This is a genomic window from Klebsiella sp. w6 (assembly GCF_033100215.1).
GTDB classification, from domain to species: domain Bacteria; phylum Pseudomonadota; class Gammaproteobacteria; order Enterobacterales; family Enterobacteriaceae; genus Klebsiella; species Klebsiella variicola.
The window spans coordinates 2,206,955-2,232,153 of sequence record NZ_CP136907.1 but is presented as its reverse complement, the minus strand read 5'-3'; the positions used below and the strand labels follow the sequence as shown (position 1 = coordinate 2,232,153).

Genomic DNA, 25,199 nt, shown 5'->3' with positions numbered 1-25,199 from the left:
GAGTTTCATTTGCATTACTCCCATTTGCTGGTCATCCACTCGCCTGTTTACAAGGATAGCGTTTAATGAAGAAGGTCCTCTGCGCGTTAGGCTTGATGTTCACCGCCGTCAGTTCCGCGCTGGCAACAACCTACCCCCTGACGATTGAAAACTGTGGCTATCAGGAGACCTTCACCCGGCCGCCGGAGCGCGTGGTCGCGCTGGGGCAAAATACGGTCGAAATTCTGCTGCTGCTTGGGCTGCAAAAGCAGGTGGTCGCCAGCGCCTTTTGGCCGACCAGCGTTTTACCGCAGTTGGCTGAGCAAAACGCGAAGATTAAAACCCTGACGGTGGAAATTCCGAGCCTGGAATCCGTGCTGGCGCAAAATCCCGATTTCGTTCCCGCCCAGTTACCGCTGCTGCTGGGGCCGGAAAGCAAAGTCGCCAGGCGTGAAGATCTCGCTACCGTCGGCGTAAACAGCTACGTCTCACCGGGGATGTGCGCCACCAAAAAGGCCACCGGCGATATGTACGGCAGCCGGCAAAAGCTGTGGGATATGACCTGGCTGTATCAGGAAATTAGCGATTTTTCCCGCATTTTCAACGTCGAAGATCGTGGTCAGGCGCTGATAGCCGATTTCAAAAAACGTGAAGCCGACCTGCGCCAGGAGTTTGGTAAAAGCAAAAAGGATCTCTCCTTCGTCTTCTGGTTCTCCAGCGCCTCACCTTCGGCCGATGCCTATGTTGGCGGCAAAAACAGCGCCTCTGGATTTATCGCCAGCGTGCTGGGCGGACATAATGCGATTACCTCGGAAACCGAGTGGCCCACGGTGAGCTGGGAGAGCATCATTGCCGCCAACCCGGATGTGATCGTGGTCTCCAGCCTGGATCGTAACCGCTGGGCGCTGGATAAGGCCGAGGAGAAGATCAAATTCCTCAAAAGCGATCCCGCCGTCAGCCAGCTGGAGGCCGTGAAAAAAGGCCATATCGTGGTCATGGACGGTCAGGCGATGAATCCGACTATTCGCACGCTTTATGGCGCGGAACAGGTGGGCGAACAGCTGAGAAAAATGGGGTTGAACTGATGAGCGTCGCCGCGCTTCAGACGCGCCGCAGCATGCTGCTCACCGGCTGGTGTTTACTGGCCGTGATCGTGCTGGCGCTGGTGATAGCGGTGGGCGTCAGCGTCGGCGAGCTGGCCATCCCGCTGCAGAATGTCTTTTACGCTATCAGCAACAGAACCGGCTTAACCGCTGAGCCTCTCAACCGTATCTATGAGAGCGTGATCTGGGATTTCCGCCTCAGCCGCGCGCTGGTCGCCGCCTGCTGCGGCGCAGGCCTCGCTATCTGCGGCGTCGTGCTGCAAAGCCTGCTGAAAAATGCCCTCGCGGAACCCTACGTCCTCGGCGTCTCCGCCGGGGCCTCCACCGGCGCGGTGTCGATCGTGGTGCTGGGCCTTGGCGCTGGCGCGATTTCCCTCTCGGCAGGCGCCTTTGCCGGGGCCTTCGCCGCCTTCGCCTTTGTCGCCTTGCTGACTAACGGCGCGCGCGGCGGCAATGAGCGTACGATTCTGGCGGGCGTTGCCGCATCGCAGTTATTTAACGCCATCACGGCTTACACCATCAGCACCTCCGCCAGCGCGCAGCAGGCGCGCGATGTGATGTTCTGGCTGCTGGGCAGCTTCAGCGGCGTCCGCTGGCCCGAATTCCAGCTGGTCATCGTGGTGGTGCTCGCGGGCCTGGCGGTCTGTCTGTGGTATGCCCGGGCGCTGGATGCGTTCACCTTCGGCGATGATGCCGCCGCCTCGCTGGGGATTGCCGTGCCACAGGTACGCCTGATCCTCTTCACCACCGCGGCGCTGATCACCGCCACCATCGTCAGTATGGCCGGCTCGATCGGCTTTGTCGGCCTGGTGGTGCCGCACGTGATGCGCTTCTTCTTTGGCCCGCTACACCGGACGTTGCTGATCGCCAGCGCGCTGGCAGGGGCGATATTGATGGTACTGGCGGACATTGCGTCGCGCCTGCTGATTGCCCCGCAGAGTCTGCCCGTTGGGGTGGTAACCGCCCTGGTTGGGGTGCCTTTCTTTGCCGTGATTATCTACCGCTCAAGGAATAAGTGATGAGTATTTGCGCTGAAAATATCACCTGGAAGGCAGGCAAAAAGGTCATCGTCAATAATGTCTCGCTGCGGGTGTCGCGCGGCGAAACGGTCGGACTGCTGGGGCCCAACGGCTGCGGCAAATCCTCGCTGCTGCGCGTTCTGGCGGGCCTGCGCCGCCCGGATGCGGGTCGCGTCACCCTCGACGGCCAGGACATCACCCGGATGGCGAAAAAGCAGCTCGCCGGCCGCGTGGCTTTCGTCGAGCAACACGGCATGACCGAGGCCAATATGCGGGTGCGCGACGTCGTGCGCCTGGGGCGCATACCCCACCACTCTCCGTTCTCAAACTGGAGCGCTCAGGATGACGAGGCGATCACCGCCGCGCTGCAGCGGGTGGCGATGCTGGAAAAAAGCGAGCAGGGATGGTTAAGCCTCTCCGGCGGCGAGCGGCAGCGGGTGCATATCGCCCGCGCGCTGGCGCAGAGCCCGAGCGAAATTCTGCTGGATGAGCCCACCAACCATCTGGATATACACCATCAGATGCAGTTAATGCAGCTGATCAGCGAGCTGCCGGTGACCAGCATTGTGGCCATTCACGATCTTAACCATGCCGCGATGTTCTGCGATTCGCTGATCGTGATGCAGCAGGGGCAGATCCTCGCCAGCGGGACGCCGGAGGAGATTTTGTCCGAAGCGCTGCTGTGGGACGTTTTCCGGGTGAAAACCAAAATCGAGATCTCCCCTTACCACGGTAAAAAACACATTCATTTCATCGTTTAGGTTGGGCGGATATGCCTCTCTTCTCCCTGCGCCCTGCGGCAACCCTCTGGCCTCCCGTGTTACTGGGAAGCCAGTTCGTTTTTAATATTGGCTTTTACGCGGTCGTTCCTTTCCTCGCCCTCTTCCTGCGCGACGACATGCTGCTCTCGGGGGGACTTATCGGCCTGATCCTCGGGCTGCGCACCTTCTCTCAGCAGGGCATGTTTATCATCGGCGGGACGCTGGCCGACCGCTATGGCGCTAAGGCCATCATCCTCGCCGGCTGCGTCGTTCGCGTCGCCGGTTATCTGCTGCTGGCGTGCGCTACGTCGCTGTGGCCCATTATCCTCGGCGCCTGCCTGACCGGCGTCGGCGGCGCTCTGTTTTCCCCGTCGATCGAGGCCCTGCTGGCGCGGACCGGTACCCACAGCCAGGCCAACGGGAAACGCAGCCGCGCCGAGTGGTTTGCGCTGTTTGCGGTGTGCGGTGAGCTGGGGGCGGTTATCGGCCCGGTGGCCGGAGGGCTGCTGAGCGGGATCGGCTTTCGGCATATCGCCCTCGCCGGCGCGGGAATCTTTCTCCTGGCGCTGCTGGTGCTCTTTTTCTGTCTGCCCGCCGACGGGCACACGACAACAACGCGCAGACGAGTCCCATGGTGGACGCCTTTGCGCCAGCCGCGCTTTGTCGCGTTTATTCTCGCCTACAGCTCATGGCTGTTGAGCTACAACCAACTGTATCTCGCCCTGCCGGTGGAGATCCAACGTTCCGGCGGTCGTGAGCAGGATCTGGCGCCGCTCTTTATGCTGGCTTCGCTGTTGATTATCACCCTGCAGCTCCCTCTCGCCCGCTTCGCCCGACGAATTGGCGCCGTGCGCATCCTGCCGGTGGGCTTTCTGCTGCTGTCGGCTTCTTTTGTCAGCGTGGCGTTATTCGCCGCCACCCCGCCCGCCGAAGGCTGGTTGCGATTAGTACCGTCGGCCTGCTTTGTCACGCTGCTCACCCTCGGCCAGATGCTGCTGGTGCCCTCAGCCAAGGATCTGATCCCCCTGTTCGCTGAGGAGTCGACGCTGGGCGCCCACTACGGGGCGCTCGCCACCGCGGGGGGGTGCGCGGTGTTAGCCGGGAATTTGCTGCTCGGTCATTTACTTGACCAGGCGCTCACCCCCTCGTCGCGGGCGGTTTATCCCTGGCTCCTGCTGGCGCTGTTTCCACTGTGCAGTGCTGTGGCCCTGCGGGCGATCTGCCGCCCGCTGGCGGCTACATGACGCTGAGCGGGCAACAGCCCGCTCAGGAGGTGAACCGGCGATGAGTGACACCGCCAGGGGAAGATAACGGGAATGCGCCCCGCCTTACTTTGCCGCCAGCTCGCGGCGAACGATTTCGGCGCCGGCGCTCAGGGCATGCAGTTTGCCGGTCGCGACATGGCGCGGCAGCGGCGCCATACCGCAGTTGGTGGACGGGTAGAGTTTGTCGGCATCGACGAATGACAGCGCCTTGCGCAGGGTTTCAGCCACCTCTTCCGGGGTTTCGATAGCATGACTGGCGACATCGATCGCCCCGACCATCACCTTTTTACCGCGGATCAGTTCCAGCAGATCCATCGGCACCCGCGAGTTGTGGCACTCGAGAGAGATAATATCGAGGGAAGATTTCTGCAGCTGCGGGAAGGCCTCCTCATACTGTCGCCACTCAGAACCCAGCGTTTTTTTCCAGTCGGTATTCGCCTTGATGCCGTAGCCGTAGCAGATATGCACCGCCGTTTCACACTTCAGCCCTTCGGTCGCTCTTTCTAAGGCGGCGATCCCCCAGTCGTTGACTTCATCAAAGAAGACGTTGAAGGCCGGCTCATCGAACTGAATAATATCGACCCCGGCGGCCTCTAACTCTTTCGCTTCCTGATTAAGGATTTTGGCGAACTCCCAGGCCAGCTTTTCCCGGCTTTTATAGTGGTTGTCATACAGCGTGTCGATCATGGTCATTGGGCCTGGCAGCGCCCATTTGATCGGCTGACTGGTGAGCTGACGCAGATAACGCGCGTCCTCCACGAAGACCGGTTTCTGGCGCTCCACGGCGCCCACCACAGTTGGAACACTGGCCTCATAGCGGTTACGAATTTTCACGATCTCGCGTTTGGCAAAATCAACGCCGCTGAGGTGCTCAATAAAGGTGGTGACAAAGTGCTGCCGCGTTTGCTCGCCGTCGCTGACAATATCGATCCCGGCACGCAGCTGGTCGTCGAGGGACAAACGCAGGGCATCGCGCTTGCCGGCCAGTAATTCCTCGCTGGACAGTTTCCAGGGCGACCACAGGGTCTCTGGCTGCGCCAGCCAGGACGGTTTCGGTAAACTGCCGGCGGTCGATGTCGGAAGCCATGTTTTCATAATAAGTAGCCTTTTATTTTGGTTTAGCAAAGCGCGAAGTTAGCAGACCATTGCTCAAGCAACGTCTTGTGCGGGTTGATAAAATGTTGTTGTGTAAATTTACCCTGCTCTATCGCCAACAGGCTGCGCTCTTCCCGGTCATAAACAATTTTTGTTAATGAATGATCCAGGTGGTTGAGATTGGGTTGATAGTATTGCCCCGCCGCGGAATTGGCATTGTAGATCTCCGGGCGGTATATTTTCTGGAACGTCTCCATCGTGCTGATGGTCGCGATCAGCTCCAGGCTGGTGTAATCGCTGAGCAGATCGCCGGTAAAATAAAAGGCTAACGGCGCGACACTGTGCTTCGGCATAAAATAGCGCACCTGCAGGCCCATTTTGCTGAAATAGCGCTCCGTCAGCGACACGCCATCCTGAGCATATTCAATGCCGAGGACCGGATGTTCATTACCGGTACGCCGGTAAACATCTTTGCTGGAGACGCTCAGGCAAATCACCGGCGCCTTGCTGAAGCTGGCCTTATAGGCGCTGGATTGCACGAAATCCTTAAAGATATTGCCATGCAGCTCGCCAAAGTTATCGGGCACGCTAAAGCTACCCCGGTTTTTATTATGTTCCAGCAGCAGAACGCTAAAATCATAATCCCGCACATAGGAGGAGAAGTTATTACCGGCGATACCGGCATGGCGCTCTCCGCTCTTTTTATCGACAATATGCGTTTGCAGGATCTCTATCACCGGGAAGCTGGCACCATCCTGAGCAATATTCATCTCGACAGAAATAATATCCAGTTCCACCGCATAGCGATCGTTATGAGGATTATCCCAGTGCGCCAGGGTATTAAACCGGTTATTCATCATGATTAACGTATTGCGCAGATTTTCCTGACGGTTCTCCCCTCTGGCTAAATTGGCAAAGTTGGTGGTAATACGCGTATTTTCCGCGGGGTTATAGTTTTCATCAAAACGACTGCGCTTAATCGTATAGGTAAATTCGTTAGTCATGGCGATTGTCCATTCTGGTGTTGGGTATGAAGCTGAATGAGCAGATTGCCATTCCACAAGCAACGCGGGGTCAGGCCTGGCGCGCTTCAACCGATAAATGTTGTTGATTCGTTAATGAGTCTATTTTTGCCAGAGTCGGCGGTGGAGGGAAAGCGACTTAAATTCATTGCAACATGAGCCATCCTCATGTTGCTCCGCTGAGCGCTGGTTGCAAGGTGTGGAACCGGTCGTGGTGATGGCGCTATGGTCAGGCGCGGGCAACTCAGGCAACGTCTGGCGAATAATCATTTGTCCAGTGAATATATGCCAGGGTACAATCTTTAACCACTATAATACGTGCTTTGACGTCGCCGCCGTGCCGTACCCGTTTGCTGGAGCTTTTGTCGTAAAGAATGATTGTTGATATCAGTATTATGTCGATGTGCATGGCCGTGCTGCTGATTATGAGCGTACTGCTGAACTAAAATGCTTCCCCAATGACACAAGCTCTCATCTGACCTTCACATTCGCGAAGAAAAAAGGAGATTCAGAGGATTCGCGTCGCATGGGATTGTCCCGCCTGCCGCCGCCCTCTACTCTTTTGATACTTGCTAATCGAGGAATACCAGATGAAAAAAGCTTTGACTGCCCTGTTCGCCATCGCCGCGGTTGCCGCCGCCAGCGCCTTTGCGGCCGATAAAACCGACGTCCCGGCGCCCGCCGTTGATAACGGGGCCCGCCCCCCGCTGGAGATGGGCCGTGGCCCCCTGCCGCCGTTCCCGCCGCAGCTTCCGCCGCACAGACCGGTGCTGTTTTCGGCCACAGTAGCGACCGATACGCCGGCAGAAACCATTAACAAACTGACCGCGCTGATCCCGGCCAGCCCGGCGAAGCACTACGAAGTTCACGTTGAGGTGGTGCCCGTTACCGGCGATGCCGACGGGCAATAGCCCTTGCGCGGGTCGCCTGACCTGGGCACTACAATAAAAAAAGCTGCCGCTTATCGCGGCAGCTTTGTTAACGAGAATGAAACAGAATGGCTGAGAATTAACTGCGCACTTTCCGGTAGATAAACAGCACGACCAGCGCGCCGATTACCGCAACCACAAAGCTGCCGAAATTAAACCCGTCGACCTTGCCAAAACCAAACAGGGTACTGATCCAGCCGCCGACCACGGCGCCGATGATCCCCAGAATAACGGTGACAATAAACCCGCCGCCGTCTTTCCCCGGCATAATCCACTTGGCTAAAATACCGGCAATAAGTCCAAAAATGATCCAGGAAAGAATACCCATGGTTAACCGTCCTCTTGTTACCTTTAAGCATTTAGTATTGAAAAGAGTAGCATATATAACGCGAGTGGATCGGCAATAATATATTTATTAGATAATTCCTTGCCGCTGCAGGGTGGTCCGTGCGACAAAATCTCTGGTCCTGACAAACCCGTTACCGTTTATTACCCTGAAAAAAGGGAGGCTATTCGCCTCCCGGTCACGGCTTATATTACTGCGGTGGTTAGCCGCGATGAACAGCATAATCGCGACTGTTCGTCGAAGATTTCGATTTGCCAGACCTGATGACGAGTGCCGACGTGCAGCGCTTTACAGACCCCCCGCACCCGGCCTCCGCGCGCCGAACGAATGTGGTTGGCGTTAACCTCCAGCCCCACCACCTTCTGTTCGCCTTCGCTGCACAGATAACCCGCTACCGACCCCAGGGTCTCCGCCAGCACCACCGAGGCCCCGCCGTGCAGCAGGCCAAACGGCTGCTGCGTACGGCTATCCACCGGCATCGTGGCCTCCAGCGTATCGTCGGTAAAGGTCTCAAAGCGAATATCGAGCAGCCCTACCATGTTTCCCTCACCGAGCCGGTTGAGCTGCTCCAGCGTGGCCTGACGTTTCCAAATCATCCTATTATCTCCAGTAACGCCTGCAGCGGATGGCGAACGCCGCTGCCTTCAATGCGCTTCACCTGACTGCGGCAGGAGTAGCCCGTCACCAGACAGCGGTTACGCGGCAGCCGCTGCATCGCCTGCTGCCAGGAGAGCGCGTAAATGGCCAGCGAGTTGGCATGGTTTTTCACTTCATGGCCATAGGTCCCTGCCATCCCGCAACACCCAACGCTGACGTTTTCCAGTTTCGCGCCAAAGTGGGCAAAAATCTCTGCCCACTGTTTTGTCGCCGCCGGTAGCGCGGTCACTTCCGTACAGTGACCGAACAGGTACCAGGGCTCGCCTCCCTGTTCGGGACGGGCGGCGGTCGTCAACGCCTTCGGCAACCACTCATGGACTAACAGCACCTGGAAATCGCCGCGCTTATCGCCAAGGGTTTGCTTATACTCATCGCGGTAGCAGAGCACCAGCGCCGGATCGACGCCGACCAGCGGCATGCCAAGCTGCGCCACGCGATTGAGGAAGTCAGCCGTCTTCTGCGCGGTGCGAGCAAAGCGGGTGAGGAACCCTTTGATATGCTGCGCTTTGCCGTTCGGCGAGAATGGCAGCAGCACCGGCTGATAGCCTAGCGCTTCGACGAGGCGAATAAAGTCAGCCACCACCTGGGCGTCGTAGTAGCTGGTGAACGGATCCTGCACCACCAGCACCATCTTCGCTTTCTGCTCAGCGCTCAGCGCTTCGAGCTGCTCCAGCGTCATGTTGGCAGAGCGGTGGCCGGCCATCTGCTGCTTCAGCGACGGCGCCGAAAGCAGCGGCAGATCGACCATCCCGATGTGCTTCTCCGACAGCTTTTTCAGCCACGGCTGGTTAATAAAAAAGTTAAAGGTCTTCGGCGCCTGCGCCATCAGCGGCGCATAGGATTCGACCGAGGCCACCAGATGGTCGCGTACCGGGCGCAGGTAGCGGCTGTGATACAGCTGCAGGAAGCGCGAACGGAACTCGGGCACATCGATTTTGATCGGGCACTGGGTCGAACAGGCTTTGCAGGCCAGACAGCCGGACATCGCCTCTTTGACCTCGTGCGAGAAGTCATATTCCCCTTTACGCGCATGCCAGCTGTTCCGCGTGCGCGCCACCAGCGAACGCAGGCTGACGCCCTGCTCCGGCAGCGCCTTCTCCAGCTGGTTGGGATCGACGCCGCGGTCGGCCAGCAGGCGCAGCCATTCACGCACCAGCGTCGCGCGCCCTTTCGGCGAGTGGATGCGCTGGTTGCTGACTTTCATCGACGGACACATCGGACTCTTGACGTCAAAGTTGAAGCACAACCCGTTGCCATTACACTCCATCGCCCCGCGCCAGCTGCTGCGCACCGCGATGGGGATCTGCCGATCCCAGGTGCCGCGCTTCACCGCATCGACTTTCATCATCGGCGCGTCGACCCCTTCCGGAGGACAGATTTTCCCTGGGTTCAGGCGGTTATCGGGATCGAAGACTGCTTTGATCTTCCTAAGTTCGCCGTACAGCGCCTCGCCAAAGAAGGCCGGGCTGTACTCCGCGCGGAAGCCTTTGCCGTGTTCGCCCCACAGCAGGCCGCCATACTTCGCCGTCAGCGCCACCACGTCATCGGAGATCTGCTTCATCAGCACCTCCTGCTGCGGATCGCACATATCCAGCGCCGGGCGCACGTGCAGCACCCCGGCATCAACGTGGCCAAACATGCCGTAGCTCAGGCCGTGGCTGTCGAGCAGCGCGCGGAACTCGACGATGTAATCCGCCAGATGCTCAGGCGGTACGCAAGTGTCTTCAGCGAAAGGAATAGGCTTGGCGGCGCCTTTGGCATTGCCCAACAGGCCGACGGCCTTCTTGCGCATGGCGTAGATCCGCTCTACGCCATCGAGATCGTGACAGACCTGCCAGCCGATGACGCCCGCCTCGCTGCCGGCCATCAGCTCATCCAGCCGCTGGCACAGGGTAGTGACCTGCTGGTCAATCAGCGTAGCGTCATCCCCGGCGAATTCGACGATATTGAGCCCGAGCATCTCTTTATCCGGCACGTCGGTGATCAGTTCGCTTACCGAGTGCCAGACGATATCCTCGCGCGCCAGATTCAGTACCTTGGAGTCGACAGTCTCCACCGACAGCGCTTTCGCCTGCACCATAAATGGCGCATTACGCAACGCGGAGTCAAAGGAGTCATATTTAACGTTGACCAGACGGCGCACCTTCGGCAGGCGGGTGATATCCAGCCGCGCTTCGGTAATAAACGCCAGCGTGCCTTCCGAACCGGTTAAAATACGGGTCAGATCGAACTCGCTCATCTCATCGTTAAAGACATGGCGCAGATCGTACCCGGTGAGGAAGCGGTTAAGTTTAGGAAACTTATCAATGATCAGTTCACGCTGCGTCTTGCAGCGCTGGTAGACCGTGTTATAGATCCGGCCAATCGTCGATGGGGTGTTGCCCAGCGTCTCCGCCAGCGCTACTGGCACCGCCTGGGTGTCGAGGATATCGCCGCCCATCAGCACCGCTCGCAGACCGAGCACGTGATCCGACGTTTTACCGTACACCAGCGATCCCTGTCCGGACGCGTCGGTGTTTATCATCCCGCCCAGCGTGGCGCGGTTGCTGGTGGAAAGCTCAGGTGCAAAGAAGTAACCATAGGGTTTAAGAAACTGGTTCAGCTGATCTTTGATGACCCCGGCTTCAACGCGCACCCAGCCCTCTTCGGGGTTAATCTCGATGATGCGATTCATATAGCGGGACATATCGACAATAATCCCGCCGTTCAGCGCCTGGCCGTTGGTGCCGGTGCCGCCGCCGCGCGGCGTGAAGACCAGCGATGTAAAGCGCGGTTCGGCGGCGACGCGCGCCAGCAAGGCCACGTCCGCCGTAGAACGCGGGAAAAGGACCGCATCCGGCAGCAGCTGATAGACGCTGTTGTCAGTGGCCATCGTCAGCCTGTCGGCATAGCTGGTGGCGGTATCGCCGGTAAAACCCTGTTGCTCCAGTACCTGCAAAAAATTCAGCACCAGCTGAACTACCCCTGGTGCCTGAGAAATTTGTGGGATCATCACACTTGACCCTGCCTGACTATGTTGTGTTTGAAAATATTGTGTTGGTGCTAACTAAACGTTTGCGTAGCGCATTCAACTTTTTATCACATTTTTTTCATATGCGCCCACGTGTTTTCTGTGCAAAATCAGCCCGGCAATATTATTGATATTATTATCAGTACATGGATTTACGCGGCGCCAGCTTTTGGCGCGACTGGAAAGGTAAAATTTCTCTATGATAAACCCCCATCAGCCTCGGGACATTCCGCAAATACTGCTGTCGGTGCTGTTCCTGGCCCTGATTATCATATCCTGCCTGTGGGTTGTGCAGCCGTTTATTCTGTCCTTCGCCTGGGCCGGTACGGTGGTGATCGCCACCTGGCCGGTGCTGCTGCGTCTGCAGCGCGTGCTGTTTGGCAAACGACTGCTGGCGGTGCTGGCGATGACCCTGCTGCTGTTTTTGTTATTCGTTATTCCTATTGCTCTGCTGGTCAACAGCCTGGTGGATAACAGCGTCCCGCTGATCAAACTTATCAGCAGTGGAAATGTGACGCTGCCGGATTTCGCCTGGCTGAACAGCGTGCCGCTGGTCGGCGATAAGCTGTATTCCGCCTGGCATGGCCTGCTGGATATGGGCGGCTCGGCGATTATGGCCAAGGTTCGCCCCTATATTGGCACTACCACCAGCTGGTTTGTCGGGCAAGCGGCGCACATCGGCAAGCTGCTGGTCTACTGCGGTCTGATGCTGTTGTTCAGCGCGCTGCTCTACTGGCGCGGCGAGCAGGTGGCCTATGGTTTCCGCTACTTCGCTACACGCCTCGCAGCCAAACGCGGCGATGCGGCGGTGCTGCTGGCCGGCCAGGCCGTGCGCGCCGTGGCGCTGGGCGTGGTGGTGACGGCCCTTACTCAGGCGGTGCTGGGCGGGATCGGCCTTGCCATCTCTGGCGTGCCCTACGCCGCTCTGCTGACCGTGGTGATGATCTTTACCTGTCTGGTCCAGCTCGGCCCTTTGCTGGTTCTGGTGCCGTCGATTATCTGGCTTTACTGGAGCGGGGACACCACCTGGGGCACCGTGCTGCTGGTGTGGAGCTGCGTGGTTGGCACCATGGACAACGTCATTCGTCCGGTGCTTATCCGTATGGGCGCCGACCTGCCGATGATCCTCATCCTTACCGGCGTCATTGGCGGACTGATCGCCTTCGGCATGATCGGTCTGTTTATCGGTCCAGTGCTGCTGGCCGTCTCCTGGCGTCTGTATGACGCCTGGGTACACGAAGTGCCGCCGCCGCCGAAAGACCCCGATGTCGTCCTCGAAGAGCTTAGCGAGCTGGAGGCTGGGCGCAAGTAATGCCCTGGCAGGCGGGGAGACCCGCCTGTTTCCTTGCCCGCCTATTGTTAAGCAAAATTTATTGATCGCCGGCAAAGCGCTGGCCCTGAGCGCCATTCCCCTCGCTTTCCTCCCCCGGTCCTTCACAACAATTTAACTATTGAGAGGAATCTGATCGACGGCAAAGGCCCCGCTGCCTACTATTAGCTCACGGTTATAAATCAACACCTTGATTTATAAGCATGGAAATCCCCTGAGTGAAACAACGAATTGCTGTGTGTAGTCTTTGCCCATCTCCCACGATGGGCTTTTTTTTGTCCTGCGCATCGCCACAGCGGACAGCCTGCAACAGGCAAAAAAAATCCCCGGCATCGCTGCCGGGGATCGGTGCTGTCAGGGCGAACTTATTTTTTCAGTTCCGCCAGACCTAACCAGGTTTGCACCACGGTATCCGGGTTGAGGGACAGACTGTCGATCCCTTCTTCCATCAGCCAGGCGGCAAAATCTTCATGGTCAGACGGCCCCTGGCCGCAGATGCCGACGTATTTGCCCTGTTTTTTCGCTGCGCGGATCGCCATCGACAGCAGGGCTTTCACCGCGTCGTTGCGCTCATCAAACAGCTCAGAGACCACGCCGGAGTCGCGATCCAGACCGAGCGCCAGCTGGGTCATGTCGTTCGAACCGATGGAGAAGCCGTCGAAGTACTCGAGGAACTGCTCGGCCAGCAAGGCGTTCGATGGGATCTCACACATCATAATGATCTTCAGCCCGTTCTCGCCGCGCTTCAGCCCCTGACGCTCCAGCTCTTCGACCACCGCTTTCGCCTGGGCGACGGTACGCACAAACGGCACCATCACTTCAACGTTGGTCAGCCCCATGTCGTTACGCACGCGCTTCATCGCTTCACACTCCAGCGCGAAGCAGTCGCGGAAGCTTTCGGAAACGTAGCGTCCGGCGCCACGGAAGCCGAGCATCGGGTTCTCTTCTTCCGGCTCATAACGCTCGCCGCCCACCAGGTTGGCATATTCGTTCGACTTGAAGTCCGACAAACGCACGATGACGCGTTTCGGGTAGAAGGCGGCGCCAAGGGTAGCGATCCCTTCGGTCAGACGGCCGACGTAGAACTCTCTCGGCGAATCGTAGCCTTTCATCAGCTCGCGGATTTCGTTCTGCAGGCCCGGCTCCTGGTCGTCAAACTCCAGCAGCGCGCGCGGGTGAACGCCAATCATGCGGTTGATGATAAATTCCAGCCGCGCCAGACCCACGCCTTCGTTCGGCAGGCAGGCAAAGTCAAACGCACGATCCGGGTTGCCGACGTTCATCATCACCTTCAGCGGCAGATCCGGCATCTCGCCAACGCTGGAGCTCTTGACGCTGAAGTCCAGCAGCTCGGCGTAAACGTAGCCGGTGTCGCCTTCGGCGCAGGAGACGGTCACGTTCTGGTTTTCCTGAATGCGATCGGTGGCATCGCCGCAGCCGACCACCGCCGGGATCCCCAGCTCACGGGCGATAATCGCCGCGTGGCAGGTACGTCCGCCGCGGTTGGTGACGATCGCCGAGGCTTTCTTCATGATCGGTTCCCAGTCCGGGTCGGTCATGTCGGTGACCAGCACGTCGCCAGGTTCGATGCGGTTCATCTCGCTGATATCGTGGATCACCTTCACCGGGCCGGCGCCAATGCGGTGGCCGATGGCGCGCCCTTCGGCGATGATCTGCCCCTGAGCGTGGAGGGTATAACGCTCCATCACCTGGCCGCGGGAACGCACGGTTTCCGGACGCGCCTGGACGATAAACAGCTTACCGGTGTGGCCATCTTTCGCCCACTCGATATCCATCGGACGGCCGTAGTGCTTCTCGATCTGCACCGCCTGCTTCGCCAGCTCCTGCACCTCCTCGTTAGTTAACGAGAAAACATCGCGCTGCGCCTGCGGCACATCTTCGATACGCACCTGCTTGCCGTGCTCCTGAGTCGGCGCGTATACCATGCGGATCTTTTTCGACCCCATGGTGCGGCGCACGATGGCCGGGCGGCCAGCGGCCAGCGTCGGCTTGTGGACGTAGAATTCATCCGGGTTCACCGCGCCCTGCACCACCATCTCGCCGAGGCCCCACGCCGAGGTGATAAACACCACCTGGTCAAAACCGGACTCGGTATCGATAGAGAACATGACGCCGGAGGAGGCCAGATCGGAGCGGACCATCCTCTGCACCCCGGCGGAAAGCGCCACGCCGCGGTGATCGTAACCCTGATGCACGCGATAGGAGATCGCGCGATCGTTAAACAGTGAGGCAAACACGTGCTTCACGGCAACGAGCACGGCGTCAAAGCCCTGCACGTTGAGGAATGTCTCTTGCTGCCCGGCGAAGGAGGCGTCCGGCATATCTTCCGCAGTAGCGGAAGAGCGCACGGCAAATGACGCCTCGGCGTCATCGGCGGACAGCAGGTCATAAGCATCGCGAATCGCGTTTTCCAGTTCGCTCTGGAAAGGGGTGTCGATGATCCACTGACGGATCTGCGCGCCCGCTTTCGCTAATGCGGAAACGTCGTCAATGTCGGTTTCATCCAGCAGTGCATAAATGCGCTGGTTAACACCGCTTTGGTCCAGGAACTGATCAAAAGCATCAGCGGTGGTGGCAAACCCGTTAGGCACGGAAACACCCATACCGGACAGGTTTGTAATCATTTCACCAAGGGAGGCATTTTTGCCCCCAACTCTGTCTACATCATTCATGCCGAGTTGGTTATACCAAAGCACCAGCGGTGACGAGCCATTGTTGGACATCGAGACAATCCTTTTGTGATTTAATACCAGTGAAAAAAATTTCACGATCGACTGCAGGATTATCCTGACATATTTATGGGGCTGAAAAAAACGGTGAATCGTTCAAGCAAATTATTTTTTCAATTTTCGGACTGTTCCCGCGATATAGTTAACTTAATGATTTTTAGGAATTATGCCGAAAAACGCTGGAAATAACGGCAAAAAGAAGAAAATGAACCACCCTTTTCATAAAAAACAAAAATAGCGTTTCAATTTTAACAAGAGACAAATCAAACAGGGATATGCTTAAATTTAATATCCGTATTCAGGCAATTAAACTCATTATACCGGATGGTCAAAATGGAAAGTGCTGTAGATCGCCACGTATTTTATATTTCTGACGGTACCGCCATTACGGCAGAAGTACTGGGGCATGCCGTGATGTCGCAATTCCCGGTTGCCATCAGCAGCGTGACTCTGCCGTTTGTCGAAAACATCAGCCGCGCGCGGGCGGTAAAGGAGCAGATCGACGCCATCTATCAGCAAACGGGTATTCGCCCGCTGGTGTTCTATTCCATCGTCATCCCGGAAATCCGCGACATTATTCTGCAAAGTGAAGGTTTTTGTCAGGACATCGTGCAGGCGCTGGTGGCCCCGCTGCAGCAGGAGCTCAACCTCGACCCGACGCCAGTGGCCCACCGTACTCACGGCCTGAACCCCGGGAACCTGATCAAATACGATGCGCGTATCGCCGCCATCGATTACACCCTCGCCCACGACGATGGCATCTCCCTGCGTAACCTCGATCAGGCCCAGGTGATCCTCCTCGGTGTGTCGCGCTGCGGCAAGACGCCCACCAGTCTGTACCTCGCCATGCAGTACGGCATTCGCGCCGCCAATTATCCGTTTATCGCCGACGATATGGACAATCTGGTGCTGCCGGCGTCGCTGAAGCCCCTGCAACATAAGATGTTCGGCCTGACCATCAACCCCGAACGGCTGGCGGCCATCCGCGAAGAGCGTCGGGAAAACAGCCGCTACGCCTCTCTGCGTCAGTGTCGGATGGAGGTGACCGAAGTGGAGGCCCTGTATCGCAAAAATAAAATCCCGTGCCTGAACAGTACCAATTATTCTGTTGAGGAAATTGCGACAAAAATCATGGACATCATGGGGCTGAATCGCAGAATGTACTAACACACTAGTACATTATTAAAAATTTGTTTATGCTATCACCCGTGGCCTATACAGGATCATGCCCTGCTCTTGCAATAAGCAGGGATTGGTTTATCGTGATGCGCATCACTTCCCGGCATTTTCGCCGCGGAAGAAACAGATTTTTGAGACCCCAATGAATAAAACAGACGAATTGCGTACCGCGCGCATTGAAAGCCTGGTAACGCCCGCGGAACTGGCCCAGCGCCATCCCGTCACGGCCGACGTGGCCGCCCACGTTTCGGCCTCCCGCCGCCGAATTGAAAAAATCCTCAACGGCGAAGACCGCCGCCTGCTGGTGATTATCGGCCCCTGCTCCATTCACGATACCGATGCGGCGCTGGAGTATGCCCGCCGCCTGCAGGGCATGCGCGAGCGCTACCAGCCGCAGCTGGAGATCGTGATGCGCACCTACTTTGAAAAACCGCGTACCGTGGTGGGCTGGAAAGGCTTAATCTCCGATCCGGACCTCAACGGCAGCTACCGGGTCAACCACGGAATCGAGCTGGCGCGGCGCCTGCTGCTGCAGGTAAATGAGCTGGGGGTACCGACGGCCACCGAGTTTCTCGATATGGTGACCGGTCAGTTTATCGCCGATCTCATCAGCTGGGGTGCCATCGGGGCGCGCACCACAGAAAGCCAGATCCACCGTGAGATGGCCTCAGCGCTCTCCTGCCCGGTTGGATTTAAAAACGGCACCGATGGCAATACGCGCATCGCGGTGGACGCCATCCGCGCCTCCCGCGCCAGCCATATGTTCCTCTCCCCGGACAAGCAGGGGCAGATGACGATTTACCAGACCAGCGGCAACCCGTACGGGCATATCATTATGCGCGGCGGCAAACAGCCAAACTATCATGCCGAGGATATCGCTGCCGCCGGCGAGGCGCTGCGTGAATTCGATCTGCCGGAACAGCTGGTCGTTGATTTCAGCCATGGCAACTGCCAGAAGCAGCACCGCCGTCAGCTGGAGGTGTGCGCCGATATCTGTCAGCAAATTCGCGCGGGCTCCACCGCCATCGCCGGGATTATGGCAGAGAGCTTCCTGCAGGAAGGCACCCAGAAAGTGGTCCCCGGCCAGCCGCTGACCTGGGGCCAGTCGATCACCGACCCCTGCCTGAGCTGGGATGACAGCGAAAGGTTATTGAGCGAGCTGGCCGCCGCCGCCGCTACCCGTCTGTAACCGCTCCGCCCGTCGCGCCTGCGGCGGGCAATTTCCTTCGGTGACTCCCCTACCAAATCCGGTAACACGATAAATAACGCTTGCCGTCAAAAACAACATTATTGATAATGATTATCATTGTTGCTTTGATTTTTATTTTGAGAGCTATGACGCGTATGGATAACACTGCCACAGCTGAAAAACCAAAAGACAATGCCCCCTATCCCGTGGCGACGGACAGGCAGATTAGCAGTCGGGTGCTGTTAGGTAGCGAAGGACGGGTAGTCATCGAACATGGCGGCCAGCGCTATCTGCTGCGCCAGACCAACGCCGGGAAGTTAATTCTGACCAAGTAAGCGCCCCGCTGAGCGCGGGGCGAGGCGAGTTAGCTCGAGCAGCTGACTTCCAGACGTTTCCCCCAGTCCGGTGGGCGGCGGACGTAGTCGTCCTCGCGATCGGTAAAGGGGTCTGCCAGCGCGGCATGCAGGCGCTCCAGCTCGCCCATATCGCCCGCCTCGGCCTGCTCTATCGCCCGCTGCGCCAGCCAGTTGCGTAACACCAGCGCCGGATTTACGCCCTGCATCCGCTGCTGGCGCTGCGCGTCATCCACCTGTTCATCACGCAGGCGCGCACGATACCCGGCAAACCAGATGTCGAAAGCCGCCCGATCGATAAACTCGTCGCGCAGCGGCGAGGCGGCGCTGAGCTGTTCGCTGTGGCTCAGCAGGCGGAACGTTCGGGTATAGTCGCTCTTCTCACGGATCATCAGGGCAAACAGCCCGTCCAGCAGGTCGTTATCCCCTTTCTGCTGGCTGAACAGGCCGAGTTTATCGCGCATCCGCTGGCCATAAGCGGTCAGCAAGGCGTGCTGATACTCATCCAGCGCCGCGTTTAACGCTTCAGCGCTGATAAACGGCGACAGCGATTGGGCGAGACGCTGCAGATTCCACAGCCCCACCGCCGGCTGGTTTTCAAAACTGTAGCGCCCCTGGTAATCGGAGTGGTTGCAGATGAAGTCCGGTTGAAAATCGTCAAGGAAGCCATACGGGCCGTAGTCGATGGTCAGACCGAGAATCGACATGTTGTCGGTATTCATCACCCCATGGGCAAAGCCCACGGTTTGCCAGCTGGCGATGGTCTGCGCGGTGCGCGTGACAACGTCACGGAACCATAACAGATACTTGTCTGCCTCATCCTGCAGCTGCGGCCAGTGGTGGCGAATAACATAGTCGGCCAATTGCTGGACCTTCTGCGGCTCACGGCGATAGTAAAAATGTTCGAAATGGCCGAAGCGGACATGACTCTCGGCCACCCGCATCAGCATCGCGCCAGGCTCCACGCGCTCGCGGTAGATCGGGGTATCGCTGGTCACCATCGCCAGGGCGCGCGTCGTCGGGATCCCCAGGGCGTGCATCGCCTCCGACGCCAGACTTTCCCGGATCGTCGAGCGCAGTACAGCGCGCCCGTCCCCCATCCGCGAATAGGGGGTCAGGCCGGCGCCTTTCAGATGCCAGTCGTAACGGCGACCATCCGCAAGCTGCTGCTCACCGAGCAGGATCCCGCGTCCGTCGCCCAGCTGGCCGGCCCAGGCGCCAAACTGATGGCCGCTGTATACTTGCGCCAGCGGCGACATGCCCGGAAGCAGCGCTTCGCCGCCCCAGACACCGGCTCCATTTTCAGGCGCGAACAGGGCGTCGGGCACCCCCAACTGTTGCGCCAGCGGGGCGTTACGCCAGATGAGTCGGGCGTTATCCAGCGGCGTCGGTAACAGGGAAGTGTAAAAATCCGGCAGTTCATCCCGCCAGTGGGTGGTAAAAGAAAGGGTCATGGTTCCTCCTTCCTTCAGTGTAGTGCCTCAAACAGCGGATTAACACGGGCGGAGTGCAGGGTTATCGGCATAAAAAAGGGAAGCGCTCGCTTCCCTCTTGCTTCTGAATGACGTCAGATACGCCGCGCCTGCCAGAACTTTTTGTTCCAGTAGACGTTATCCAGCGAGGAACGGGTGACGCCCTGGCTGGTGGAGGCATGGATAAACTGGTTGTCGGTATCGTAGATGCCAACGTGCAAACCGCTCTCCCCTGAGCCGGTTTTGAAGAACACCAGATCGCCGGGCAGCAGATCGCGCTTATCGATGCGGGTGCCGATTTCCGCCTGCTCGCGGGTTTCACGCGGCAGCTGGAGGGCAAATTTATCGCGAAACGTGCGCACCACGAAGCCGGAGCAGTCGACGCCGCGCGGCGTCATGCCGCCGTAGCGATACGGTGCGCCACGCCAGCTACGCAACTGCTCGTTCAGATTCGCCACCACCGTGATGGAGTCAGCCAGCCGTGGATTCGGCGGCGGTGCCCGATGGCTGCTGCAGCCGGCTAAAATTAACGCCGCCGCCAACATGAACCAGAAGCGCATTTCAGATGATCCCTCTGTCCCTAGTCTCTTTATCGCAATAATTTAGCTTGTTTATCAATATAGTGACAAGATAACTGCGTGCTACTGTGACGCGATGAGCATAATATGACCGGCCACCTCCACGCGCTGGAACGGGATCGCATAGGCAGCGGTTAAATTTTCCTCATTCAGCACCTCGGCGGTCTCTCCGCAGGCGATGGCTTCCCCCTGGCAGAGCAGCCAGCTTTGTCCGGCATGGCGCAGGGTATGGTTGAGATCGTGGCTGCTCATCACCACCGCAATCCCCGCCGCGCTCAGCTCACGTAACAGCCGATCCAGCGCCGCCTGCTGGGCCACATCCAGACTGTTCATCGGCTCATCCAGCAGCAGCAGTTGACCCGCGGGATGACTCAAGGGATCGATCTGCAGGATCACTGCCGCCAGCCGCACGCGCTGCCACTCACCGCCCGAAAGCTGATTAACCTGACGGTCCAGCTTATTGTCCAGACCAAGCCTGGCCGCGATATCGCTCAGACGGGCGCTATCGCCCTGCTGCTGCATATGCAGCGCCAGGTAGTGCCACACCGGCATGGCGAACGGCGGGGTCTGGTGTTGACATAGATATCCGCGACGGCGCGCCAGCTCCGTCGCCGGCCACTCGTCAAGCCGCCGTCCGTTAAAATGAACCGTGCCGGGGCCGTCGGACAGCCCCGCCATGCGGGTCAGCAGTGTGCTCTTCCCTGCGCCGTTCGGCCCCACCAGGTGGACGATCTCCCCGGCGCGAAAGGCCGCAGAAAACGGGGCCAGACGCCCCGCCGCTTCTACATCCTGTAGCTGCATCAGAAACGCCATTATTTCGCCAGCGCTCCTTTAATCGCCGCCACCAGCTGCGGATCGTCCGGCGTCATATCCGGAGAGAAGCGCTCAATGACGTTGCCCTGGCGATCGACGAGGAATTTTTCGAAATTCCACAGAATGTCGTCCACATACAGCGGCGCCCGGCCTTTGCTGGCCATCCGCTCATAAAAACCGCTGCCTTCCGGGGCCACCGCTTTCGGCGCGGCGGCAATCAGTTTTTGATACAGCGGCGCGCGATGTTCACCGTTGACGTCAATTTTGCTGAACAGCGGGAAGGTGACGCCGTAGGTGGTGCTGCAGAAGGTCTTAATCTCTTCTTCACTGCCCGGCTCCTGGCCGAGGAACTGGTTGCAGGGGAACCCCAGCACGCTAAAGCCCTCGCCGGCAAATTGCTTTTGCAGATCCTCGAGTTGCTCATACTGCGGCGTCAGGCCGCATTTCGAGGCCACATTGACGATCAACAGCACCTTGCCGGCAAAGGATGCCAGGGTGGTTTTCTCGCCATCAATGGTCGTCACTTCGGTATTCAGAATGTCATGTTGCATAGCCTGTCCTCAATGGATAAACCGGTTTCCGGTGAAGGTGATCCCTATCTACTGTAGCGGATTCAGCGGCCGCCATTCTACTGCCAATCCCCCCGAGTTGTCGCATGATGTAACAGCGCTTCGCTGGCCGTCGGCAACATGAAATCCTCTCAATTGGGCAGTCGACCATTTCCGTGTACAGTGTCCCGGTAATGTAATATGGTTTCGTTACTTGTTAATTTAAGAGAGTTTTATTGATGAAGAAGTTGTTTAGCCTGGCGTTAATCGCCACCTCTGTCGCCCTGCTGAGCGCCTGCTCTCCGGATGAAGATAATAAAGTGAAAGTCGCTATCAATACCGGGCCGGACGAAGCCATCTGGAAAGTGGTGGAGCAGGTGGCGAAGGATAAATATCATCTCGACGTCGAAGTGGTCTCCTTCAATGATTATGTGCTGCCCAACGAAGCACTGAACAACAAAGATGTGGATGCCAACGCCTTCCAGACCCTGCCGTACCTTGAGGCGCAGTCGAAAGAGCGCGGCTATAAATTTGCGGTGGTCGGTAAAACCTTTGTCTTCCCTATCGCCGCCTATTCTCACCGGATTAAAAACATCAGCGAACTGCCCGAAGGGGCGACGGTGACCATTTCTAATGAAACCACCACCCTGGGCCGCAGCCTGCTGCTGCTCCAGGCGCAGGGGTTACTCAAGCTGAAACCGGGCGTCGGCTATTTACCCACCACGCTGGATATCATCGACAACCCGAAACAGCTGAAAATTGTTGAAGTGGATACTCCACAGCTGACCCGTACCCTTGATGATCCGAACGTTAGCTTGTCAATCATTAACACCAACTTCTCCGCCCAGGCGGGCCTGTCGGCCGCCCGCGACGGTCTGTTTATGGAGGGGCCGGATTCCCCTTACGTGAATGCGATTGTCGCCCGCGAGGATAATAAGGACAGCAAGAAAATTCAGGAGCTGAAAGCCGCCTTCCAGACCAGCGAAGTCGCGGAAAAAGCGAAGGAAGTCTACAAAGGCGACGCGATCAAAGGCTGGTAAGCCTGAACCGGCGCCGTCCCTGCCGACGGCGCCGCGCTATCCCCGCACCCGCGAACGCAGCAGCAACCAGATAAAGACCGGCGCGCCCAGCGTCGCCGTCACCACGCCAATCGGCAGCTCTGCGGCGGAAAGCGCCAGTCGGGCAATGATATCCGCCCCCAGCAAGGCGCTCGCCCCGGCCAGCATGCAGGCCGGGAGCAACACCCGGTGATCGCTTAAACCGCATAGCCGCAGAATGTGCGGGATCACCAGGCCGATAAAGCCAATTGCCCCCGCCAGCGCGACGCTAACGCCGACCAACCAGCCGGTCGCCACCACCAGCAGCTTGCGCCATAGCCACAGCGGCAGCCCGAGCTGACGAGCGGAGATCTCACCCAGCGCCAGTAAATTCAGGGGTTGCGACTGCAGACAAACCCAGCAAAGCACCGGCAGGAGGGCTATCATCAGCCACAGCTGCTGCCAGTCGACGCCGCCAAACCCGCCCATCATCCAGTACATCAGCTGACGCAGGTCAAAAGAGGTGGAGAAGTAGACCGCCCAGGTCATCAGGGCGCTGCAGATGATCCCCAGCGCCACCCCCGCCAGCAGCAGACGGCTGGTAGAGAGATGGCGGCGGGCAAAACGCAGCAAAATAAAGGTGATCAGCAGCGCGCCGAGGATCGCGCACAGCCCGAGCGCCCAGCCGGGCAAGACTCCTTTGCCCAGCAGGACGGCGGCAATCAGCCCGACGCCCGCCCCGTTGGAGACGCCCAGCAGACCCGGCTCCGCCAGCGGATTTTCAAACAGCGCCTGCATAATCGCCCCGGAGAGCGCCAGCGCCGCCCCCACCAGCACCACCGCCAGGGTTCGCGGCAGGCGGATCTGCCAGATGAACAACTGGCCTTTCGCGCTCAGCCATTCCCCAGGCGGGATCCATTGATCGCCCGCGCACAGGCTGATCAGTAGCGTAACCAGGAGCAACAGCGTTAATCCAAAGAGCCAACGCCGGCTGCGGCGCTGTTGAAGATGGGCGAGAGTCAGCATAGATTCCATTACGCAGTGGGAACAAGAGGCTGATTTTACGGTGGGTGTCGCGGTGAGAAAAGGAAAACCTCGCGCCCGAATGTCGACGCGGAGGAGGCCTCCCCCGCGTCTGCGGTCATTCGTTACACCAGGATCTGAAACAGCAGCGCAAAGAGAATGATATTCGCCACCACGATTGCCCAGCCGTTATAGAGCATATATTTCAGATGCGTGGACTGCGCCAGCCCCATCTGGCCGAACATGTCCGATGAGGGAAACGGACCGAACCAGTCCACCTGAGACGAGGCGAGCAGCACCGCGGTGGTCCCCTGCGGCGGCACGCCGGCGGCCATCAGCATCGGGCCAAAGATTTTATGGGTAAACGTCATTTGCGCCACCGCCGCACCGGGCACATGGCCGATAATATTGAACGCAAAGATGCTAAAGCACAGCCAGGCCGGGGAGATCCCCTCGAGCAGCGGTTGGGTATACTCCAGCAGCCCCTGATAGGCATGCAGACCATCCATCAGTTCAAGGATTGGGTTATACAGCCAGTAGAGGATAAACATCCACACCAGACGGCCGCAGCCGTGATACAGCGCCTGCAGGATCTGCGTCGGTCGCAGGCCGCCTACCAGCCCGGTCATCAGCGCCACCAGCAGCATCACGATAATCGCAAAGCTGAAGCCAGCTTTGATCACCACGCCAACCACCGCCATCACAATGATCGTCGCGGCGAAGGCCAGCGCGCTTAATTTACGCCGACGCTGCTGCGCGGCGCTGAGATCCTCTTTTGGCTTCTCCGAAAGATCGACGTCATAGCGCAGTTTGCCTTCAGTCATCTTCTGGATCCGCCCCGCCATTATCCAGCCGGCCAGCAGCGTCACCGCACTCATCGGCAGACCGACGTACAGCAGATAATCCGGATAGCTCAACCCGCCGAGGCTGAGGATTGTCACGGTGCTGGGGGTGAAGGGCCCGGTAAAGAGCCCAACGGAGCCGGCGGTCATCATCAGCGCGGCGACCGTCGGCGGCGTTAAGCGTACCGCTGCCGCCACCGGAATGATCACGGCCACGATAATGGCGTTACCACCGGCCATGGTGCCCAGCGAACCACAAATTAAAATCGATGACACCACAATGCCGAACTTAACCCGCGTCTGGCTCGACAGCCCAATACGATGAACCACGAATTTCACCAGCTCAACCGCTGCGCCGGTGCGGGTGGCCACTTCCCCCACGCCGGCGCCGAGCATAATGATAAGCCCTACCGTGGCGATAAATGACCCGGTGGATTTCGCCAGCATCGTGCCCATTTCCGGCAGGCCGGTCGAGGTCATTATCATGGCGATAATAATCGAGGAGATCACCGCCAGCACAATATCAACGCCGATCAGCGATAATATCGCTAGTGCCACCAGCGGCGTAAATCCCAGCAGGCCAAGCTCACTGCCCGGTCGACCGTGGCACCACAGCGCGATCAACACGAACAGCAGCAATAACAGACCAGTAATAACGTTTTTCCGCGTGATATTTCGTCTGACAGGCGCATTGCCTGTGAGCGTTGAGTCACTCATAACACTCCTTAATGCCAATCAATCCGACCGTAAGGGTCAGGAGGTGTATTGGGACCTGCTCAGAAAACATCCCCCCTCTTTTTCATTATTGGCCGCGAGCCTGAGGGTGCGTTTGGGTACAAAGGAATAGATTCTGAGAGCGTAATATTCCGCCATCAGGCGGGGTCAACAGCACAATATGT

At 58.4% G+C, this 25,199-nt stretch carries 23 protein-coding genes and 1 other RNA gene; 12 read left to right on the top strand and 12 right to left on the bottom strand.

Translation table 11 applies throughout. The features are described from left to right. Positions 1-65: 65 nt before the first annotated feature. The 4 genes from R0140_RS10960 to R0140_RS10945 are packed head-to-tail and all read left to right on the top strand — an operon-like array spanning position 66 to position 4,106. Positions 66-1,064: a siderophore ABC transporter substrate-binding protein EitA gene (locus tag R0140_RS10960; RefSeq protein WP_008804457.1), complete on the top strand. Its 999-nt coding sequence runs from the start codon at positions 66-68 to the stop codon at positions 1,062-1,064. Beyond that, positions 1,064-2,101, top strand: a complete 1,038-nt coding sequence (locus R0140_RS10955; RefSeq protein ID WP_064176246.1) for a FecCD family ABC transporter permease — start codon at positions 1,064-1,066, stop codon at positions 2,099-2,101. The genes R0140_RS10960 and R0140_RS10955 overlap by 1 nt, the downstream gene beginning before the upstream one ends. Then, on the top strand, positions 2,101-2,862 hold the full coding sequence (locus R0140_RS10950) for a siderophore ABC transporter ATP-binding protein EitC (protein ID WP_064176245.1): 762 nt from the start codon (positions 2,101-2,103) through the stop codon (positions 2,860-2,862). Before R0140_RS10955 ends, R0140_RS10950 begins: the two co-directional genes overlap by 1 nt. A 56-nt stretch (positions 2,863-2,918) precedes the next feature. Further along, complete coding sequence (locus tag R0140_RS10945; protein ID WP_172755113.1) at positions 2,919-4,106, top strand: MFS transporter EitD; 1,188 nt, start codon at positions 2,919-2,921, stop codon at positions 4,104-4,106. Positions 4,107-4,190: 84 nt separating this feature from the next. Here the strand turns inward: R0140_RS10945 and R0140_RS10940 are convergent, their stop codons facing one another. Next, positions 4,191-5,222, bottom strand: a complete 1,032-nt coding sequence (locus R0140_RS10940) for a methionine synthase (RefSeq protein WP_064176243.1) — start codon at positions 5,220-5,222, stop codon at positions 4,191-4,193. A 23-nt stretch (positions 5,223-5,245) separates the two neighbouring features. After that, positions 5,246-6,226, bottom strand: a complete 981-nt coding sequence (locus R0140_RS10935) for a DUF1852 domain-containing protein (RefSeq protein ID WP_032730651.1) — start codon at positions 6,224-6,226, stop codon at positions 5,246-5,248. Positions 6,227-6,834: 608 nt separating this feature from the next. Between R0140_RS10935 and R0140_RS10930 the strand changes: the two genes are divergently transcribed. After that, entirely contained in the window at positions 6,835-7,155 is a 321-nt protein-coding gene (locus R0140_RS10930; protein WP_012967847.1) for a hypothetical protein, read from the top strand. Positions 7,156-7,252: 97 nt separating this feature from the next. On the opposite strand, the gene R0140_RS10925 is transcribed toward R0140_RS10930, so the two are convergent. From R0140_RS10925 to R0140_RS10915, 3 genes are all read right to left on the bottom strand, one after another. Further along, positions 7,253-7,501: a GlsB/YeaQ/YmgE family stress response membrane protein gene (locus tag R0140_RS10925; protein ID WP_002909014.1), complete on the bottom strand. Its 249-nt coding sequence runs from the start codon at positions 7,499-7,501 to the stop codon at positions 7,253-7,255. 203 nt (positions 7,502-7,704) lie between these two features. Continuing rightward, entirely contained in the window at positions 7,705-8,115 is a 411-nt protein-coding gene (menI, locus tag R0140_RS10920; RefSeq protein ID WP_008804450.1) for a 1,4-dihydroxy-2-naphthoyl-CoA hydrolase, read from the bottom strand. Then, the gene (locus R0140_RS10915) at positions 8,112-11,168 is read right to left on the bottom strand and encodes a D-2-hydroxyglutarate dehydrogenase YdiJ (RefSeq protein WP_012541378.1); all 3,057 of its coding nucleotides are present in this window, start codon (positions 11,166-11,168) and stop codon (positions 8,112-8,114) included. The genes menI and R0140_RS10915 overlap by 4 nt, the downstream gene beginning before the upstream one ends. A gap of 217 nt (positions 11,169-11,385) precedes the next feature. Here R0140_RS10915 and ydiK point away from each other — a divergent pair, with 217 nt between their 5' ends. Continuing rightward, a complete protein-coding gene (ydiK, locus tag R0140_RS10910; protein ID WP_023322844.1) occupies positions 11,386-12,498 on the top strand; it encodes an AI-2E family transporter YdiK in 1,113 nt (370 codons plus the stop codon). 189 nt (positions 12,499-12,687) lie between these two features. Further along, positions 12,688-12,795, top strand: an RNA gene (gene rprA, locus R0140_RS10905) — antisense sRNA RprA. Positions 12,796-12,881: 86 nt separating this feature from the next. Here rprA and ppsA read toward each other — a convergent pair. After that, on the bottom strand, positions 12,882-15,260 hold the full coding sequence (gene ppsA, locus R0140_RS10900; protein WP_012541376.1) for a phosphoenolpyruvate synthase: 2,379 nt from the start codon (positions 15,258-15,260) through the stop codon (positions 12,882-12,884). Between the two features lie 75 nt (positions 15,261-15,335). Between ppsA and R0140_RS10895 the strand changes: the two genes are divergently transcribed. The 4 genes from R0140_RS10895 to hemP all read left to right on the top strand — a co-directional run bounded on the left by R0140_RS10895 (position 15,336) and on the right by hemP (position 17,969). Next, entirely contained in the window at positions 15,336-15,455 is a 120-nt protein-coding gene (locus R0140_RS10895; protein WP_046878723.1) for a hypothetical protein, read from the top strand. A 144-nt stretch (positions 15,456-15,599) separates the two neighbouring features. Beyond that, entirely contained in the window at positions 15,600-16,433 is an 834-nt protein-coding gene (locus R0140_RS10890; RefSeq protein WP_002909061.1) for a posphoenolpyruvate synthetase regulatory kinase/phosphorylase PpsR, read from the top strand. Positions 16,434-16,587: 154 nt separating this feature from the next. Further along, positions 16,588-17,634: a 3-deoxy-7-phosphoheptulonate synthase AroH gene (gene aroH, locus R0140_RS10885; RefSeq protein ID WP_012967844.1), complete on the top strand. Its 1,047-nt coding sequence runs from the start codon at positions 16,588-16,590 to the stop codon at positions 17,632-17,634. A gap of 155 nt (positions 17,635-17,789) precedes the next feature. Beyond that, the gene (gene hemP, locus R0140_RS10880; RefSeq protein WP_012967843.1) at positions 17,790-17,969 is read left to right on the top strand and encodes a hemin uptake protein HemP; all 180 of its coding nucleotides are present in this window, start codon (positions 17,790-17,792) and stop codon (positions 17,967-17,969) included. 29 nt (positions 17,970-17,998) lie between these two features. Here the strand turns inward: hemP and selO are convergent, their stop codons facing one another. The 4 genes from selO to R0140_RS10860 form a co-directional block, all read right to left on the bottom strand. Then, a complete protein-coding gene (selO, locus tag R0140_RS10875) occupies positions 17,999-19,441 on the bottom strand; it encodes a protein adenylyltransferase SelO (RefSeq protein WP_023322846.1) in 1,443 nt (480 codons plus the stop codon). Positions 19,442-19,554: 113 nt separating this feature from the next. After that, a complete protein-coding gene (locus R0140_RS10870) occupies positions 19,555-20,019 on the bottom strand; it encodes an NlpC/P60 family protein (protein ID WP_002909082.1) in 465 nt (154 codons plus the stop codon). An 81-nt stretch (positions 20,020-20,100) separates the two neighbouring features. Continuing rightward, the gene (gene btuD / locus R0140_RS10865) at positions 20,101-20,850 is read right to left on the bottom strand and encodes a vitamin B12 ABC transporter ATP-binding protein BtuD (RefSeq protein ID WP_023297831.1); all 750 of its coding nucleotides are present in this window, start codon (positions 20,848-20,850) and stop codon (positions 20,101-20,103) included. Next, positions 20,850-21,401, bottom strand: a complete 552-nt coding sequence (locus tag R0140_RS10860; RefSeq protein WP_008804442.1) for a glutathione peroxidase — start codon at positions 21,399-21,401, stop codon at positions 20,850-20,852. Before R0140_RS10860 ends, btuD begins: the two co-directional genes overlap by 1 nt. A 236-nt stretch (positions 21,402-21,637) precedes the next feature. On the opposite strand from R0140_RS10860, the gene R0140_RS10855 reads away from it, so the two are divergent. Then, positions 21,638-22,438: a MetQ/NlpA family ABC transporter substrate-binding protein gene (locus R0140_RS10855; RefSeq protein ID WP_002909085.1), complete on the top strand. Its 801-nt coding sequence runs from the start codon at positions 21,638-21,640 to the stop codon at positions 22,436-22,438. 36 nt (positions 22,439-22,474) lie between these two features. Here R0140_RS10855 and btuC read toward each other — a convergent pair whose 3' ends face one another. Together btuC and R0140_RS10845 are read right to left on the bottom strand one after the other, a co-directional pair. Continuing rightward, positions 22,475-23,461, bottom strand: a complete 987-nt coding sequence (gene btuC, locus R0140_RS10850) for a vitamin B12 ABC transporter permease BtuC (RefSeq protein WP_032735934.1) — start codon at positions 23,459-23,461, stop codon at positions 22,475-22,477. A 122-nt stretch (positions 23,462-23,583) separates the two neighbouring features. Further along, positions 23,584-25,017 carry a citrate transporter family protein gene (locus R0140_RS10845; protein WP_022065337.1) on the bottom strand — a complete coding sequence of 478 codons (1,434 nt, stop codon included), beginning with the start codon at positions 25,015-25,017 and terminating at the stop codon, positions 23,584-23,586. Positions 25,018-25,199: the final 182 nt, after the last annotated feature.

Excerpts from the sequence above, each read along its gene's own strand:
- ppsA (WP_012541376.1), bottom strand. The coding sequence starts at position 15,260 with ATGTCCAACAATGGCTCGTCACCGCTGGTGCTTTGGTATAACCAACTC.
- R0140_RS10930 (WP_012967847.1), top strand. The coding sequence starts at position 6,835 with ATGAAAAAAGCTTTGACTGCCCTGTTCGCCATCGCCGCGGTTGCCGCC.
- R0140_RS10890 (WP_002909061.1), top strand. The coding sequence starts at position 15,600 with ATGGAAAGTGCTGTAGATCGCCACGTATTTTATATTTCTGACGGTACC.
- hemP (WP_012967843.1), top strand. The coding sequence starts at position 17,790 with ATGGATAACACTGCCACAGCTGAAAAACCAAAAGACAATGCCCCCTAT.
- R0140_RS10870 (WP_002909082.1), bottom strand. The coding sequence starts at position 20,019 with ATGCGCTTCTGGTTCATGTTGGCGGCGGCGTTAATTTTAGCCGGCTGC.
- R0140_RS10845 (WP_022065337.1), bottom strand. The coding sequence starts at position 25,017 with ATGAGTGACTCAACGCTCACAGGCAATGCGCCTGTCAGACGAAATATC.
- R0140_RS10960 (WP_008804457.1), top strand. The coding sequence starts at position 66 with ATGAAGAAGGTCCTCTGCGCGTTAGGCTTGATGTTCACCGCCGTCAGT.
- aroH (WP_012967844.1), top strand. The coding sequence starts at position 16,588 with ATGAATAAAACAGACGAATTGCGTACCGCGCGCATTGAAAGCCTGGTA.
- R0140_RS10855 (WP_002909085.1), top strand. The coding sequence starts at position 21,638 with ATGAAGAAGTTGTTTAGCCTGGCGTTAATCGCCACCTCTGTCGCCCTG.
- R0140_RS10915 (WP_012541378.1), bottom strand. The coding sequence starts at position 11,168 with ATGATCCCACAAATTTCTCAGGCACCAGGGGTAGTTCAGCTGGTGCTG.
- ydiK (WP_023322844.1), top strand. The coding sequence starts at position 11,386 with ATGATAAACCCCCATCAGCCTCGGGACATTCCGCAAATACTGCTGTCG.
- R0140_RS10925 (WP_002909014.1), bottom strand. The coding sequence starts at position 7,501 with ATGGGTATTCTTTCCTGGATCATTTTTGGACTTATTGCCGGTATTTTA.
- R0140_RS10935 (WP_032730651.1), bottom strand. The coding sequence starts at position 6,226 with ATGACTAACGAATTTACCTATACGATTAAGCGCAGTCGTTTTGATGAA.
- btuC (WP_032735934.1), bottom strand. The coding sequence starts at position 23,461 with ATGCTGACTCTCGCCCATCTTCAACAGCGCCGCAGCCGGCGTTGGCTC.
- selO (WP_023322846.1), bottom strand. The coding sequence starts at position 19,441 with ATGACCCTTTCTTTTACCACCCACTGGCGGGATGAACTGCCGGATTTT.
- R0140_RS10950 (WP_064176245.1), top strand. The coding sequence starts at position 2,101 with ATGAGTATTTGCGCTGAAAATATCACCTGGAAGGCAGGCAAAAAGGTC.
- menI (WP_008804450.1), bottom strand. The coding sequence starts at position 8,115 with ATGATTTGGAAACGTCAGGCCACGCTGGAGCAGCTCAACCGGCTCGGT.
- R0140_RS10940 (WP_064176243.1), bottom strand. The coding sequence starts at position 5,222 with ATGAAAACATGGCTTCCGACATCGACCGCCGGCAGTTTACCGAAACCG.
- R0140_RS10955 (WP_064176246.1), top strand. The coding sequence starts at position 1,064 with ATGAGCGTCGCCGCGCTTCAGACGCGCCGCAGCATGCTGCTCACCGGC.
- R0140_RS10895 (WP_046878723.1), top strand. The coding sequence starts at position 15,336 with ATGGGGCTGAAAAAAACGGTGAATCGTTCAAGCAAATTATTTTTTCAA.
- btuD (WP_023297831.1), bottom strand. The coding sequence starts at position 20,850 with ATGGCGTTTCTGATGCAGCTACAGGATGTAGAAGCGGCGGGGCGTCTG.
- R0140_RS10860 (WP_008804442.1), bottom strand. The coding sequence starts at position 21,401 with ATGCAACATGACATTCTGAATACCGAAGTGACGACCATTGATGGCGAG.